Annotated in this window: 9 protein-coding genes and 1 tRNA gene; 6 read left to right on the forward strand and 4 right to left on the reverse strand. The window is 69.8% G+C overall.

Annotated elements, in window-relative coordinates; translation table 11 throughout:
- Window positions 1-89: 89 nt before the first annotated feature.
- A complete protein-coding gene (locus tag XM48_RS09820) occupies window positions 90-1394 on the reverse strand; it encodes a phosphotransferase (protein WP_046455636.1) in 1305 nt (434 codons plus the stop codon).
- 84 nt (window positions 1395-1478) lie between these two features.
- On the opposite strand from XM48_RS09820, the gene nudC reads away from it, so the two are divergent.
- A complete protein-coding gene (nudC, locus tag XM48_RS09825) occupies window positions 1479-2384 on the forward strand; it encodes an NAD(+) diphosphatase (protein WP_046455637.1) in 906 nt (301 codons plus the stop codon).
- A complete protein-coding gene (locus tag XM48_RS09830) occupies window positions 2381-4069 on the forward strand; it encodes an ATP-dependent helicase (RefSeq protein WP_046455638.1) in 1689 nt (562 codons plus the stop codon). The genes nudC and XM48_RS09830 overlap by 4 nt, the downstream gene beginning before the upstream one ends.
- Here XM48_RS09830 and XM48_RS09835 read toward each other — a convergent pair.
- Window positions 4050-5048, reverse strand: coding sequence for a hypothetical protein (locus XM48_RS09835; protein ID WP_046455639.1), 999 nt, complete (start codon window positions 5046-5048; stop codon window positions 4050-4052). The two genes, XM48_RS09830 and XM48_RS09835, sit on opposite strands and share 20 nt — an antisense overlap.
- A 141-nt stretch (window positions 5049-5189) precedes the next feature.
- Window positions 5190-6644 carry a zinc-dependent metalloprotease gene (locus XM48_RS09840; protein ID WP_046455640.1) on the reverse strand — a complete coding sequence of 485 codons (1455 nt, stop codon included), beginning with the start codon at window positions 6642-6644 and terminating at the stop codon, window positions 5190-5192.
- Between the two features lie 173 nt (window positions 6645-6817).
- Here XM48_RS09840 and XM48_RS09845 point away from each other — a divergent pair, with 173 nt between their 5' ends.
- Together XM48_RS09845 and XM48_RS09850 are read left to right on the forward strand one after the other, a co-directional pair.
- Window positions 6818-7981: a PDZ domain-containing protein gene (locus XM48_RS09845; protein ID WP_197074187.1), complete on the forward strand. Its 1164-nt coding sequence runs from the start codon at window positions 6818-6820 to the stop codon at window positions 7979-7981.
- A 68-nt stretch (window positions 7982-8049) separates the two neighbouring features.
- Window positions 8050-11082, forward strand: coding sequence for a UPF0182 family protein (locus XM48_RS09850; protein WP_084821104.1), 3033 nt, complete (start codon window positions 8050-8052; stop codon window positions 11080-11082).
- Window positions 11083-11425: 343 nt separating this feature from the next.
- Here the strand turns inward: XM48_RS09850 and XM48_RS09855 are convergent.
- Window positions 11426-11502, reverse strand: a tRNA-Met gene (locus XM48_RS09855).
- Between the two features lie 250 nt (window positions 11503-11752).
- Here XM48_RS09855 and XM48_RS09860 point away from each other — a divergent pair.
- Window positions 11753-14122, forward strand: coding sequence for a hypothetical protein (locus XM48_RS09860; protein ID WP_156175008.1), 2370 nt, complete (start codon window positions 11753-11755; stop codon window positions 14120-14122).
- 268 nt (window positions 14123-14390) lie between these two features.
- On the forward strand, window positions 14391-16124 hold the full coding sequence (locus XM48_RS09865; RefSeq protein WP_046455642.1) for a S1C family serine protease: 1734 nt from the start codon (window positions 14391-14393) through the stop codon (window positions 16122-16124).
- Window positions 16125-16167: the final 43 nt, after the last annotated feature.

Consider the following 16167-nt stretch of genomic DNA (forward strand, 5'->3'; position numbering starts at 1 on the left):
CGGCGGAGGTTCGCCTGGGCGGGTCACGCCGGGTCCGGTTCGGTCGAGTCGGGCCCCGCCCGGTCGGGCCCCGCCGAGTCAGGCGTCGGTCAGCGTTTGCGGGGCTCGTCGCCGAGGGGCTCGATGACGTCGGTGACCTGCTCGGAGGCGCCCTCGTCGGATGCTGCGGCCTCGCGGTCGGCGGCTTCCGACGGGTCGGCCGTTTCCGATGGGTCGGCGTGGTCGTGCTCGGACGGGTCCTGCGCGTCGGTGTGCGACTCGTCGGGGGTTTCGGTCGATGCTCCGGGTTCGGGATCGTTCGCGGTGCCGGGTTCGGTCGGGCGCTCGTCGAGCGGCTCGATGAAGTCGGTGTCGGCGTGGAACATGCGGTCTTCGTCGAGCGCTTCGAACGCGGCGGTTTCGGAGAGCCCGTCGGGTGCTTCGGGGGTCTCTTCGAGGAGCTGTGCGACTTCGGCGGTGCCGAGTCCGGTGCGGATGGGTACGGGGGAGGTCAGTTTGGTGAGTCGGTCGACCATTCGGTCGAGCATGGCGACGGCATCGCTGACGATCTCCTGGTCGTGCGCTTCGACTCCGTGCATGAGCCATTCGGCGACTTCGAGTTCTCGGTAGAGCTTGGCGCGTGCGCGGATCCAGCCGACGTGGCCGGTGTCGCTGATCGCGGCGTATCTGGCGAGGACGGATTCGAAGACTTCGTCGCCGGCGGCGAGGAGCCAGGCGAGGTCCGCGGCGGGGTCGCCGACGGCGAATTCGGACCAGTCGAGTACGCCGGTGATCCGGTCGTCAGCGACGAGGATCGCTTCCGCGGTGAAGGCGCCGTGCACCGGCGCGGGAGCGAAGTCCCAGAGCGCGGTGGATTCGAGTGCTTCCATCCACCGGTGGTGCACGGTCTCGGGCAGGAGGCGGGTGCGCTGGGCGCGGTCCACGAGCCGGGCGACTTGGGCGCGGACTTCGACGGCGTCCCGGACGGGGAGGCCGCCCTGCTGCACCAGTGCGGTCGGGAGCGCGTGGATCGCTGCGATGGTTTCTGCGATGGACTGCAGGAGGAGCGCGTCCGATTCGAGGTCCTCGACGTCGATGCGGGCTCCGTCGAGCAGCGTGGTGACGACCGCGCGGGAGTCTCCGGCACGGGTCAGGCCGAGCGTCTCGGGCACGGCGAAAGGCAGCGCGGCCCGCGCGCCTTCGGCGAGTGCGGCGAGGCTGAGCAGCTCGGCGGACTGGGCGACTTCTGCTGCGGGGGTGCGCGGCACGCGGACGAGCAGGTCGCGGCCGTCGCCGACGATTCTGGCCGACACGAACTCCCCGCTGCGATCCTCGTTCATGTCCAGTGCCGAGACGGTGAGTCCGGGCACCGCGGAGGTCGCGAGCGCGGCTAGGGTGAATGGGGAGCTGGCCATGCACTCAGCGTAGGCAGGCGGCGCATTTCGTGCCGTACGCCACGCGCATCTGCGGGGAGCTCACGGGGAAGAAAGGACGATCGGATGACCGCGACTCCGTTGCCGCCGCTCTCGAGCGGGACGCTCGACCGGGATGCTGCGACCCGCACCGATTCCGGGCTGCTCGCCGCGGCTTGGTCCGACCCCGCGGCGCGCCTGCTCGTGCTGCGCGGTTCCCGAGTGCCCGTGCTCGATGCTGCGGCGGACGGCGGCGCCCGGCTCGCGCTTTCGCCCGTCCGGGGCGCGTTCGGAGACGAGCACGCGTATCTGGGCCGCATCGATGGTGCACCGGTGTTCGTCGAGTTCGGCGCCGCCGATGACGGCGACACGCAGAGGGTCGGCGCCTCCGTCTCGTGGGTGAACCCGCTCGAACTGGAGGGCCTGCGCAGCGACTGCGAGCGAGAGCTCATGACCGCCGGCCTCGCTCTCGCGGCATGGCATCGATCGGCGGGCTTCTCGCCCGCGGACGGCCGGCCGACGCACCCGAGCTGGGGCGGATGGTCTCGAACCGATCCCGACGGAGCGCTGCTGTTCCCGCGCACCGATCCCGCCGTGATCGTGCTCGTCGAGCACGAAGGACGTGCCCTGCTCGGCTCGAACGCGCTGTGGGAGACCGGCAGGTTCTCCCTGCTCGCCGGCTTCGTCGATGCCGGCGAGTCCGCTGAGCAGGCCGTGGTGCGCGAAATCCGTGAGGAGGCCGGCGTTCCGGTCGATCGGATCCGATACATCGCCTCGCAACCGTGGCCGTTCCCGCGCTCGCTGATGCTCGGTTTCCACGCGAGCCTGCAGTCCGGCTTCGATCCGGAAGCCCTGGCTCCCGATCCCGAAGAGATCTCCGAGCTGCGCTGGTTCACGCGCGATGAACTGCGGACCCCTCCTCCCGGCGTCCGCCTTCCCGGCCCGCTCTCGATCGCCCGGTGGCTGATCGACCGCTGGGTGGACGAGGCATGATCCGAGAGGATCCGCTGGCCGGGCTCGATCCCGAGCAGCGCGAGGTCGCGGAGTGCCTCAGGGGACCCGTCGCCGTGCGCGCTGGAGCCGGCACCGGGAAGACCCGGACCATCACCCACCGGATCGCTCACGGAGTCCAGTCCGGTGCCTATGCGCCGGACCGGGTACTCGCCGTGACCTTCACGCGGAAGGCCGCGGGGGAGCTGCAGTCCCGGCTCAGAGCGCTCGGCGCCGAGGGCGTTCGAGCGCAGACCTTCCACGGGGCCGCGCTCGCCCAGCTGGGGCACTTCTGGCCGCAGCTCGTCGGAGGGACGGCGCCCCAGGTGCTGCCGGGCAAGGTCGCCGCGGTCTCGCAGGCGGTCGAGGCGATGGGTCTCCGTCTGCCGTCCGAGGCGCTGCGCGACATCGCGTCCGAGATCGAGTGGCGCAAAGTCTCGATGCTGAGTCTCGAACGATACGCCGCCAGGATCGACGAGCGCCCCGTGCCGCAGGGGCTCAGCGCGGAGCAGCTGATTCAGGTGCACGAGTCCTACACGGAACTGCTGGAGGCCCGGCGCCAGATCGACTTCGAGGATGTGCTTCTGCTGCTCACCGGCATGCTCGAGACCGAGCCGCGCGCCGCGGTGCACGTGCGCGAACGGTACCGCTTCTTCACCGTCGACGAGTATCAGGACGTTTCGCCGCTGCAGCACGCGCTGCTCAGGGTCTGGCTCGGAGATCGGAACGACGTCTGCGTGGTCGGTGACGCGAGCCAGACCATCTACGGCTTCGCCGGGGCGTCGAGCACGCCGCTGCTGCGCTTCGGCGCCGAGTATCCGGGGGCCCGCGAGTTCCGTCTCGAACGCAACTACCGTTCGACCCCGCCGATCGTGCAGACGGCGAACCGCCTGATGCGGGATCGACCCGGGGCGCTCACGCTGCGCGCGATGCGACCGGAGTCCGAGGGCGACGAACTGCCCCGCGTCGAGTGGTTCGCGTCCGAGCATGACGAGGCGGCTGCCGTCGCGGCTTCGATCAGAGCGAGCATCGAGGCGGGCACCCCGGCGTCCGAGATCGCGGTGCTCTCTCGCACGAACGCGCAGTCGGCCCGCGTGGAGACGGAGCTGGCGCACCAGGGCGTGGGCAGTCGCGTGCACGGCGGACAGCGCTTCTTCGACCGCGCGGACGTGCGTCAGGCGGTACTGCTCATGCGGGGTCAGGCGAAGGTCGCCGATCCGCGCCCGCTGTTCCAGGTGGTCAGCGATGTGCTGCGCTCGTGCGGATGGACCTCGCAGGAACCGGAGGGCGCGGCCCAGCGCGAACGCTGGGAGGCGCTCGGCGCGATTCTCTCCCTCGTCGACGAGATGCCGGCGGGAACCACCATGGACGCGTTCAGCGAAGAGCTGCTGGCCCGGCAGAAGGCTCATCATGAGCCCACCCTCGAAGCGGTGACCCTCAGCGCGATCCACGCCGCGAAGGGTCTCGAGTGGTCCCTGGTCCATGTGGTCGGTCTGAGCGAGGGGCTGCTGCCGATCGCCCACGCCGTAGACGAGGAGGACATCGATGAGGAGCGGCGTCTCTGCTACGTCGCCTTCACCCGAGCGCGGGACGAGCTCCGCCTGTCGGGTTCCGCCGCGGGCGCCAGAGCAGCGCGGATGCCGTCCCGGTTCCTTGCCGAAGCCGGCATCACGCTGACCGAGCACTGAGGTCCGTTCCGGTCGCGGCGAATCCGCGGCGCTGAGCGTTCCTTCGGGGCGTGTCCACGACGGTCTCGCTCAGCTCGCGGGATTCGAAGGAATGGCAGTCGCACGACGGGTGCGGGCGAGCCGGCCTCGGAGACGGGATCTCGAGAACCGCGCCGCGTCGGCAGGACAGGCGGAGTCCCTGAGCGCCTCCCGAGACCGGGGAGACCTCCCGTCGCGCGTCCGCGATGGCCCGGATCACCAGAGCGGCTGCGAGCTCGCTCGTCTCAGCCGTCTCGCTCGCCGGGACGGTCTCCCGAAGCTGGATCGCGAGGTCGACCTGATCCGGATCCCGATCCCGATCGTGCAGCGCGAGGCAGGTGATGCAGGGGGAGCCGTTCCCAGCGATCACCGGGCTGATCTCGACGCTCCGGTCTGAGAAGCGCACCGCCAGGTGCGGGATGCCCGTGGCGAGTGCGTGCTGCGAACCGGTGACCGGCCACCCGAAGCGCGAGAGGAAGACGACGAGGTCGGCCGGGGCCGCCGGCCCCCGTGCCGAGCGCTGCGGAAGCACGCGGCATCCGGACCGTTCCAGCATCGACCGGAGCGCTGCCGCGGGAAGGCCGTCGCCGATGAGCCTGACGCGCCTGGCGTTGAGCGGCATCTCTGACGGAGGCGGCACGGCGGAACCCGGACGCATTCGAGGCGCGGCAGGTACCAGGGCCTCTTCGAGCTCGGAGAGCAGCGCGGGGATCTGCTGCGTCGGAACCCCGCACCGCCGCGCCACCTGAGCGAGCCGGGAGCGGGGGACGGGCGCGCGGAGCGCGGCGATGAACCGCTCCACCCCGGCACCGAGGCCGTCGATGCGCGCGACCGGAGTGTCGAAACCTAGGCGGAGCGCTCCGCGGCGGTCGAAGCCGAGCGGCAGATCGGGGTCGAGCCGCACGTCTTCCGCGGGCTCGGTGTCGGGCGGGGAGGGGAGGTCGTACGCGGTGGAATGCATGCGGACCAGTGTGCGATCCGGGAGCGCGTGTCGCCCCGCTATCCACAGGAGCGTGAGCGCGGACGGTCGATCGCCGCTGAGCCCGACCGGTGTGCGGGGCGAAGTCCGACGGCTTCGGCCCCGCCGCACCGGCCACGGGGTTCAGACGGCAGGGGGCCGGGGCTCCTCATCGGGGTTCGCATCACCGTCGGAATCGTTCGCGGGAGACGCGGGGCCGTCGAGCCCCTCGAGTCCGCCCGCCAGCAGCTTCTGCAGTTCGCGATCGAACTCGTCGGCCTCCGGTTCCGGATCCCCGGCCAGACCGATGCGCTCGAGCAGGCGGGCCGGATGGTCGAGCTCCTCCGCGGTCGGCAGCAGGTCGGGGTGCGCCCAGAGCCCGTCGCGCGCGGAGATCCCACCGCGTTCGGCGACGAGACGCCATACGGCCGCGGCCTCGCGCATGCGTCGAGGACGCAGTTCGAGTCCGACCAGCGTTCCGAACGCGTGCTCCGCCGGGCCTCCGGTCGCCCTCCGGCGTCGGACCATCTCGGCGATGGCGTCGGCGCCGGGCAGGCGGGACACGGCATCGGCGGTGACCGCGTCCACCCATCCTTCGATGAGGGCGAGCGTGTTCTCGAGGCGCGCGTGCGCGGCCTCCTGCTCGGCGGTCTTCGGCGGGATGAGCGCGCCGCCGGCGAGCATCTCCTGGACCTGCTCGGGACGCTCGATGTCGAGCTCCGAGGCCAGCTCCTCGATGCGGTCGGTATCGATCCGGATCCCTCGCGCGTAGTCCGTGATGGCGCTCAGCAGGTGCTGCCGCAGCCAGCGCGCGTGGCGGAACAGCCGCGCGTGCGCGAGTTCGCGCACCGCGAGATAGAGCGTGACCGCCTCCGCATCCTGGTCGAGTCCTTCGGCGAACGCCGCGACCCCGCTGGGAAGGAGGGCACCGCCCTCTCGTCCGGGGCCGGTGAGGAGCGGGATGCCGATGTCGCCGCCCGCGCTGATCTCGCGCGAGAGCTTGCCCACGACGGTTCCGAGTTGCGTGGCGAACAGCGCGCCTCCGACGCTGCGCAGCATGGGTCCTGCGCCGGCGAGCGACTCGCCGAGCTCCTCGGGGAGCTGGGAGGTGAGCGCCTCCATGAGCGCCCGGGTGATGGATTCCGCGACCGGCTCAGCGAATCCCACCCAGGTATCGATGGTGGCCTGGACCCACTCGATACGGGTGATCGCCCGCGGAGCGTCCGGAGCCGCACCCACCTCGGTCACCTCGTCGAGCCAGAGTCCGGCGACGGGGAATGCGCGCTCCACCTGCGCGCGATCGCCCCCTTCGCCGCCCTCCGCGGCGACATCGATCGCGGTGCGGCGCGTGACGGACCAGTCGATCCCGTCGGAGGGCTGTCGCATCGCGTTCTGCAGCGTGTTCATGAGCCCCTGCAGGGCCTGCTGGTCGATGGGAAGCCCCGCCGCCGAAGCGAAGGCGGAAGGATCGATCCCGCCCGCGGGACCGTTCCCCGAGAGGAACTCGCGCAGCATGCGCTGCAGATCGTTCTGATCGTCAGGGGTGTTCTGCTCGTCTTCGGGCCCGCGGCCCTCGCCATCGTGCGAATCGGTGCTCATGTGCCGACCTCCTGGTGTTACCACAACGGTAGGGCAAGGCCCCCGGGATCGTCCGGGGAATCCGCGGTTTTCCCCGGGATTCCTTTGCGCCCACCGCGAACGTCCCCGGGCGGGCGGACCGTCATCCGTCGACGCTCAGTCCGCGCATGGGCTCGACGGGCTACTCTGGCGCAGTGCCCGCAGAAACCCCGTCCCACGCCGCAGAGCGAGCAGGCGCTCGCACCGGATCGCTCGCGTTCCATGACACCGATCTGCGCGGCCCCGAAGGCGGACGCCGTGGGCGCGCGCTCTTTTACGCGGTCGCGGTTGCGGTGATCCTCGTCCTCCTCGCCTCGGTGATCCCGTCGCCCTATGCGATCGAGCGTCCGGGGCCCGTCGTCGACACGCTCGGTACTGTCGAAGGCGGCGGAAAGGGCACGCCGCTGATCACGATCTCGGGGGAGAAGACCTACCCGACCTCCGGGACGCTCAACCTGTTGACGGTGACCCTGGTCGGCACGCCGCAGAAGCCGAACTCCTGGCTCTCCCTGCTGCCGGCGCTGCTCGACCCGAATCAGGAGCTGGTGCCACTGGAGCAGATCTACCCGAAGGGCACCACCGCGGAACAGCGGGACGAGGCCAACGCCGCCCTCATGACCTCATCGCAGGATCTCGCCACGGTGGCGGCGCTGAACGCCCTCGGCCGGAAGGTACCCGTCGAACTCGTGGTCGGTCGAGTCGTCGACGGCGGGCCGTCCGTGGGGATTCTCAAGGACGGCGATGTGATCCGCTCGATCGACGGGCGACCGGTGACGAGCCTCACCGAGCTCCGGGACGGACTGCAGCGGGCCGACGGCGAGGTCGAGCTCGTGATCGATCGGGACGGGACATCGCAGACGGTGCGCGTGACGCCGCGGGCGACGGACTCGGGATCCTCGCCGCAGCTCGGGATCCTGGCGGGATCCCGATTCGACATCCCGGTGAAGGTCCGGGTCGAGGTCGAGGGGATCGGCGGGCCGAGCGCCGGAACGATCTTCGCTCTCGCGGTCTACGACAAGCTGACGCCCGGCGACCTGACCGGAGGGCTGCGGGTGAGCGGCACGGGGACCATCGACGAGTCGGGCGCGGTCGGCGCGATCGGAGGGCTGCCGCAGAAGCTCGCGGGCGCGGAGCGCGCGGGGACCGACCTCTTCTTCTTCCCGGTGGCGAACTGCGCCGATCTGCCGAGCTCGCTCCCGAAGGGCCTGCGGGTGGTTCCGGTCTCGACCTTCTCGGAGGCGCTCGAGGCCGTGCAGGACGCCGCCGCGGGCAAGCCGACCCCGACCGTATCGGAGCGCTGCGCGGTATCCGGAGGCTGAGTGTCAGGGGCGACCGGTAGGCTGTCCGGAATTCAAGCATCTGCCCGATTTCGACCGGAAGATCACACGTGACCGATCAGACAGCCCCGAACACGACCGGGCGCCGCCGTATTTCTCCGATCGCGATCACCATCGCGCTCGTCGTCATCCTCATCCTGGCGTTCCTCGCAGTCGCCTCCGTCACCACCGAGGTGCTCTGGTACCAGCAGCTCGGTTTCCTCTCGGTGTTCACTACTCAGTGGATCGCCACCGCCGCGATGTTCCTCGTCGGGTTCCTCGGCATGGCCGTCCCGGTGTTCTTCGCGATCGACATCGCTTACCGGAAGCGCCCGGTCTACGCGCGCCTCACCGCGCAGCTCGACCGCTATCAGGAACTCGTCGAGCCCCTGCGCCGGGTGATCAAGTGGGTGCTTCCGGCAGTCATCGGCCTCTTCGCCGGTGCCACCGCCGCAGCATCGTGGGAGCGCGTCCTGCTCTGGCTGAACTCATCATCGGTGGGCACCAAGGATCCCGAGTTCGGGATCGACATCTCCTTCTTCATGTTCGATCTGCCGGTCTGGCAGGGAGTCGTCGGTTTCGCCTCGGCGGTCGTGCTGATCTGCCTCATCGCGGGTGCGGTCACGAGCTACCTCTACGGCGGCATCGCGTTCTCCGGGCGCGACACCCGTATCTCGAAGGCCACCCGCGTGCAGTCCGCGATCCTGGCGGGTCTGTACCTCCTGCTCCAGGGCCTCAGCCTCTGGCTCGACCAGTACCGCACGCTGACCGACGACAGCGGCCGATTCACGGGCGCGACTTACTCAGGTGTGTTCGCGGTCATCCCGGGCAAGCAGATCCTCGCCGGCATCGCGATCATCATCGCGATCCTCTTCCTCATCACCGCGTTCACCGGTCGCTGGCGTCTGCCCGTGATCGGCACCGCGCTGTTCGTCGTCACCGCTCTGGTGGTCGGCGTCGGCTACCCCTGGGGCGTGCAGACGCTGCAGGTCAAGCCCGACGAGAAGCGTCTGGAGGCCGAGTACCTCGGCCGGAACATCGAAGCGACCCGTGCCGCCTACGGCATCGACAAGGTGCAGACCGAGTACTACGACGCGAAGACCACCGCCGAAGCCGGCGCGCTCCGCAACGACGCCGTCGCGACCTCGAACATCCGCATCATCGATCCGGCCATCGTGTCGCCGACCTTCGCGCAGCTCGAGCAGAGCAAGCAGTACTACAAGTTCCCGAACCCGCTGAGCGTCGACCGATACACGATCGACGGCAAGGTGGAGGACACGGTCTCGGCCGTGCGCGACATCGACGTGTCGGATCAGCAGGGCTGGTACAACCAACGCCTCGTGTACACCCACGGCTACGGCCTCGTCGCGGCCTACGGCAACCAGCGCTCCCCGAGCGGTGAGCCGGTGTTCCTCGAGAGCGGCATCCCCACCAGCGGCAAGCTCGGCACCTTCGAGCCCCGCGTGTACTTCGGGCAGAACTCGCCGACCTACTCGATCGTCGGCGGCAAGCACGACAAGCCGATCGAGGTCGACTACCCGGCTGACGCCGAGAGCAACGCCGAGTCGGCCGAGAGCGGCAAGACCGGTGATCCGAAGGCGGCCGACGCGAAGGAGCAGAAGGGCGGCCAGAACCTGACGACCTTCTCGGGCGATGGCGGCCCGAAGCTCGACGGACTCTTCACGCGGCTCATCTACGCGCTGAAGTTCCAGGACATGGAGATCCTGCTCTCCGGCTCCGTGGTCGATGGGTCGCAGATCATGTACGACCGCAACCCCGTGACCCGAGTCCAGAAGGTCGCGCCCTATCTGACCCTGGACACCGCGCCCTATGCGTCCGTAGTGGACGGACGCGTCGTCTGGATCGTCGACGGGTACACGACCTCGGCGGACTACCCGTACTCGCAGATGTCCGACATGACCAACCTCAAGTCCGACGTCCACTCGCAGAACGCGAATGAGGTAGGAAAGCGGATCAACTACATCCGCAACTCGGTCAAGGCGACGGTCGACGCCTACGACGGCTCGGTCAAGCTCTACGCGTGGGACGACAAGGATCCCGTGCTGCAGGCATGGGGCAAGGTCTACCCGGGTACCCTCACCAGTGTGTCGAAGATGAGCGGCGACCTGCTCAGCCACGTGCGCTACCCGAGCGACATGTTCAAGGTGCAGCGCGAGATGCTCGCGACGTACCACGTGACCGACCCCGGCGCGTTCTACTCGGCGGAGGACGCCTGGCGTACCCCCGACGACCCGGTGGCAAAGACGGCTCAGCAGCAGCGCACCGCGACGACCGCGACCTCGGGCGCGGCCGCGGCGGTGCCCGAGACCGATTCGGTGACGAGGCAGCCTCCGTACTACCTCACGCTGTCCGCGGGCGCGAAGGCGGCACCGACATACTCGATCTACTCGACGTACATTCCGAAGTCGCGCAAGGAGAACTCGCGAGAGATCCTCACCGGATACCTCGCGGCCGACGCCAACGCGGGATCGACCTCGGGCAAGATCGCCGAGGGGTACGGAACGCTCAAGCTGCTCACGCTGCCCAAGGGCGACACCATCCCCGGGCCCGGCCAGGTGCAGAACAGCTTCACCACCAACTCCGGGGTGTCGAGTCAGCTCAACCTGCTGCGGCAGGGCGAGAGCCAGGTCCTGAGCGGCAACCTGCTGACGTTGCCGATGGGCGGGGGACTCCTCTACGTGCAGCCGGTCTATGTGAAGGCCTCGTCGGGAACGAGCTTCCCGACGCTGCAGAAGGTCCTGGTCTCCTTCGGCGACCGTATCGCCTTCGAGGACACGCTCGATGCCGCGCTCGACAGCCTCTTCGGCGGCAACTCGGGCGCGAGCGCAGGCGACGGCGATACCCCCGTGGACAACGGGGGTGGGAGCTCGTCCGGCGGTTCCTCGGGCGGAACCGATTCGGGCGGGTCCGGTTCGACCGGCGGGAGCGACTCCGCTCTGCAGTCCGCGCTGGCGCAGATGAAGCAGGCGATCGCGGACCGCGATGCAGCGATGAAGGCCGGTGACTGGACGGCCTACGGCAAGGCCGACGCGCAGCTCAAGGCGGCGCTCGAGGCTGCGTTGAAAGCAGAACCCAAGAAGTAGTTCTGCTGCGCTGACAGGCGAAGAGCGGTCGGCCCCGGTTCTCCGGGGCCGACCGCTCTTCGCATGTGCGGCGCTGTCTCAGGACGGCTCGGTCCTGCACACTGATCCCGCACACCGTGCGTAAACGCACAGCCCGATCGCTGCTGAGGCGGCGAGCCGCGGGTGCGCTCTTCAGCGACCCGCTCGTGCCGCGTTCAGCGAACCGTGTGCGCGGCTGCGTGAGTAGGAGGGCTCGTCCGGGGGAGAACGCAGATTGCGCGACGTGATCCGACGTGCGAGAAGAAGCTCAGGAAAAGGCGGAAGGCCCTGATCTGGTGTAAACACCTGATCAGGGCCTTCCTCATGGTTGCGGGGGCAGGATTTGAACCTACGACCTCCGGGTTATGAGCCCGGCGAGCTACCGAACTGCTCCACCCCGCGGCACAAGAATTAACTTTAACCCCGGACTGCACGAAGGGCAAGTCGGGGCACGAAAAGTCGCATCCCGGGCGTGTCGGAGCTGGTGTGGATAGCGCCCTCGCGGAGCGGATCGTTGCGCATCCTGGTCGCCCGGCGGATCCTCCGCCGCGAAAGGAGACCCATGCAATTGCCTCCCCGAATACGCGCGGTGCCGCCACCGAGCATCTGTGCTCCCGTTCTCGGCCGGATTCTTCCGGGAAAGGCCGCCACCGTGCTGGCGGTGGGGACGCTCGTGCTCGCGCTGCTCCTGACGCTCCTGACGATCGACCGAGCTCCCGCGGCGAGGGCGGCGGAAACCGCCGATGTCGTGTCCATCGCGGGTTGGGAGCTCGGAAACTTCCGGTCGTCGAACGGCGAGATCGTGTACTGCTTGGAGCCCGGGGGCAGGATGCCGGCCGGGGCTCAACGAGAACCGGCGATCGTCACCGAGCTTCCTGGCTTCTGGACGACTTCGTTCGATCCGACCGGGTGGTCCGGCGCGGTGTCGAGCGCTGCCGCCGGAGGAGAGGTCATCCGCCGGATGAACTACCTGCTGTCGGTGCACGGAGGGACCCGGGAGCCTCGTGCCGCTGCCGCTGTGCAGCTCGCGGTGTGGTTGGTCCGACCGGACCCGGGAACCGACGCTTGGATGCAGCACCACATCTCCTGGGCCGAAGCGCACGGTGCGGCGGATATCGTCCAACGAGCTCGTGCGCTGGCGAGCGAGGCCGTCGCCAATGCGGTTCCGGTGCGAGTCGAGGCACCTGGCGCCCTGACTCTTCGCGCGGACGACGGATTCCGCAGCGGCGAGCTCGCGTATCCGAGCGGGACCACCTCGGTCACCATTGCCGGCGCCCGATTCGGCGACGGCTCGACGACGAAGGCGATTGCCGGTGGTGCTGCCGGTACGGTCGCCTGGCGAGTGGACCTGCATGCCGAGGAGTGGGAGCGCAAGCGGGTCGTCACCGCAGAGGGCACGTGGACGCGATCGAGCAGGCAGTGGCCGGATTCGCTGCGCCTGCACCCGCCGACGGTCGATGCTCAGCAGCGGCTCGGCGCCGGGATCGGGCCCGGTGAAGCCCGAACCGACGGGCGCTTCGAGCCGGCGTCGCTGGAGCACGATGAACGCTTCGAACCGGTGCTGACGACACGTGTGCAGCAGATCGACCTGACCCGGGACCGGGATCGCTTCGCGGACACCGTGACGCTCGGGGTCGCCGAAGGGAGCAATCCCTGGCCCTGGCGCATGCGGAAGGGGGAGATCGAGCACGCTCCGATTCGTGCGGAGGGCACGGTCTACGGGCCCTTCGCGCAGGCCCCCGCCGAAACGGAACGGGTTCCCGATGGCGCGCCCGTCGCGGCGCGAGCGGAACTGCTCGCCTCGCGAGGCCCGGGGGAGTACGAGGCCTCTGCGGACTCCGCGCCCGACGAGTCCGGCTACTACGTCTGGGTCTGGCGAATTCGAGGGGAGCGGCAGCCGGAGAACGTCAGGGCGGTGGGGCTGATCGACCCCGACTACCGGTTCCAGGATCGGTTCGGAATGCCCGAAGAACAGCATCGCGTGGCCACGGCCCTGCGCTGGGGGACCCGGATCTCGGCGGACGGGCTGAGCTGGGACCGGCGAACGTTCAGCGATCGGGTAACCGTCGAGCTGCAGCACGGTGTCTGGTTGCGGGACGATGCCGGACAGCGGATTCCCGCGAGGATCCGCCTGACCGCGTACGGGAGCGAGCAGCGCCCAGAGCGGCGGGCGGAGCCGCCGACGGCCGCCCCGGAACTCGCCACTGCCCTCGTCGAGGTCGGCGGGCCGGGCACGGTCGAGAGCGGACCCATGGAACTCCCGCACGGGACCCGCGGCTGGGTGACCGTGCAGGCGTGCCTGCGGCAGGAGGATCAGGACCCTCGCGCGGTCGGCGCGTTCGAAGACTGGTGCGACGACTACGGGGTCCCCGACGAGACCGCGGAGATCGCACTCCCGAGCATCCGCACCGAGGCGCAGGCGCGAGCGCTCGTCGGCGACGGAATCCGGGATCGGGCGATCGTCGAAGGGACCGTGCCGGCGGGGACCGAGATCGACTTCACGTTCTACCTGGAACCGAAGGCAGGCGAACCGAAGTTCGATGAGAGCTGGCGACCGAAGCGCGATGCGAACGGGACGCTCCTGCGCTGGACTGCCTCCGAACTCGAAACGCTGAGCGCCGAGGCGCGCTGCCTCGCCCAGCCGGTCGGCCGTACTGCCGCGATCTCGATCTCCGAAGCCGGACGGTTCGACTCTCCGGAGCTCAGCGCCCGCAGCGCTGGCACGGGGTACTGGGTCGAGACGGCCACTGCTCCCGGCGATGAACCGGGCGCCCCGCGCGTCGAACTGCACCGCGGCGAATGCGGATTGGAAGCCGAACGGACGATCATCGGGACGGAAGCCGAGGAGCCGCCGGCGGTCGTCCAACCGGATGCGCTGCCGCGTACGGGCGCCGCTCCCAGTTGGACCGCTGCCGGTGCCGGATCCGCGCTCATCCTGGGAGCGGCGACCCTGATCCTGCGATCCGTGCGCCGGCGCGGCGGTGTTCGGCGGAGGAGCGATGCGCGTCCGACAGCGCCCTGAGTGGCTCCGGAGTCGAGCCCCGCGGGCCGGAATCGGTCCGGATCCCGAGACCCGATGAGCGAGGCCAGCGAGGCCAGTGCGGACGGGCGCCGGTGCGAGCGGAAGCTCCGCCCGGCGCCCGTCAGGGCCGGATTTCCGGTCCTGGAATCCGGTCCTGGAATCCGGCCCGAGCCCGGTGCCGAGCCGTTCGGGGCGGTTATGGAGCATGCACAAGTCAATTTCATAGGATTGGTGGGCAGTCTGGGTGCATCGAGAAGGGAACCCCCAAATGAGTACGACTCCTGAACACGAGCCCGCACAGACTCCGTCCGGGCAAACACCGCAGGGCAGCGTGCCGCAGGTGCCCGCACCGGGCGCACCGAACGAGGCGACGGCAGCGCAGCCGACCGCACCCGAGCAGCAGGCGCAGCCCGTCGAGCAGGTGCCCGCGGCCGAGCCGCAGCAGGCGCTCCCGCAGGCCACCCAGCCGACCGTGCAGCTCCCCGAGACCCTGCCTCAGCAGCCCGTCGCCCAGCACTACGGCGTCCCCGCGGCGCAGACGTACCCGCAGGGTGCGCCGGCCGCCGCTCCGTACCCGGGCGCAGCCGGCGCGTACGCCGCGCAGCCCGAAGGGCAGCACGAGTTCGCTCAGCAGCCCGGCGCAGCCTTCGGCCAGGCGCCCGAGTACGCATCCGGGCAGCATGCCGCGCCTCAGGCCGTCGCCGCTCCCCAGCAGGGCCGCGGACGCAGCGGTGCACTGCTCGCCGGGCTCGCGATTGGAGCGCTCGTGGGCGGTCTCGTCGGCGGCGGAGCCGCAGCGGTCGTGGCAGCGAATTCGAACGACTCGGCCAGCACGAGCAGCCACGGTGGAACCCTCACCCTCAAGAATGGGAGCACCGCGACCAACGTCTCCGGCGTCGCCGCGGTGGCGACCCCGAGCGTCGTGACGCTGGAAGTCTCCGGCAGTTCCTCGCAGGGATCCGGTTCCGGTGTCGTCTACCGCGCCGACGGCTACATCATCACGAACGCGCACGTCGTCACGCTCGACGGCGCGGCCGGCAAGAACCCCACGATCCGCGTCATGACCAGCGATGGTCGGATCCTCGCGGGCAAGACCGTCGGCGTCGATCCCTACGCGGACCTCGCGGTCGTGAAGGTCGAAGCCACCGACCTGACCCCGATCAAGGTGGCCGACTCCGACAAGCTCAACGTCGGCGACATGACGGTCGCGATCGGCGCCCCGCTGAACCTCGCGAGCACCGTGACCAGCGGCGTGATCAGCGCGCTCAACCGAGGCATCTCCGTCGGCAGCCCGCTCATCCCCGACAACACGCAGTCCCCGGATCAGGGCGGCGGATCCGATAGCAACGGCGGATCCGGCAGCAACGGCGGATCGAACGACGGGAACGGTTTCCCCTGGGACTTCCGATTCCAGGATCCGGGCCAGGGCGGCAGCAACGGCGGGTCCGGCAGCAACGGCGGATCGAACGGCGGGCAGCAGAGCCAGCAGCAGTCCTCCGGCGGGACGGTGACCCTCCCGGTCATCCAGACCGACGCCTCGATCAACCCCGGCAACTCCGGCGGCGCGCTCCTGAACGGAGACGGACAGCTGATCGGCATCAACGTGGCCATCGCCTCGAACGGCAGCGACCAGCAGACCGCCGGCAGCGTGGGCCTCGGCTTCGCCATCCCGTCGAACCTGGTCACCCGCGTCGCCGACGCGCTCATCGACGGCAAGCAGCCGAGCCACGGCCTGCTCGGAGCGTCGGTGTCCGACCCCTCTGGCGACGCGAGCCACGCCGGCGGGCTGGTCCGCTCCGTCGAAAGCGGCAGCGCGGCCGACAAGGCCGGCCTCAAGGCCGGGGACATCATCACCTCCGTCGGCGGCGTCCCCGCCTCGTCCGGAACCTCCGTGTCCGGCCTGATCCGCATGCACGAGGGCGGAAGCAAGGTCAAGCTCGAGTACATCCGCAACGGGAAGACCGAGGAGACCACCGCGACGCTCGGCACGCTCAAGTACTGAGCCCGCCACCGTGCACGCGGAACCCGACTCGAACGAGGGGGCG

It is taken from the genome of Leucobacter sp. Ag1 (genome assembly GCF_000980875.1).
Lineage (GTDB): Bacteria > Actinomycetota > Actinomycetes > Actinomycetales > Microbacteriaceae > Leucobacter > Leucobacter iarius.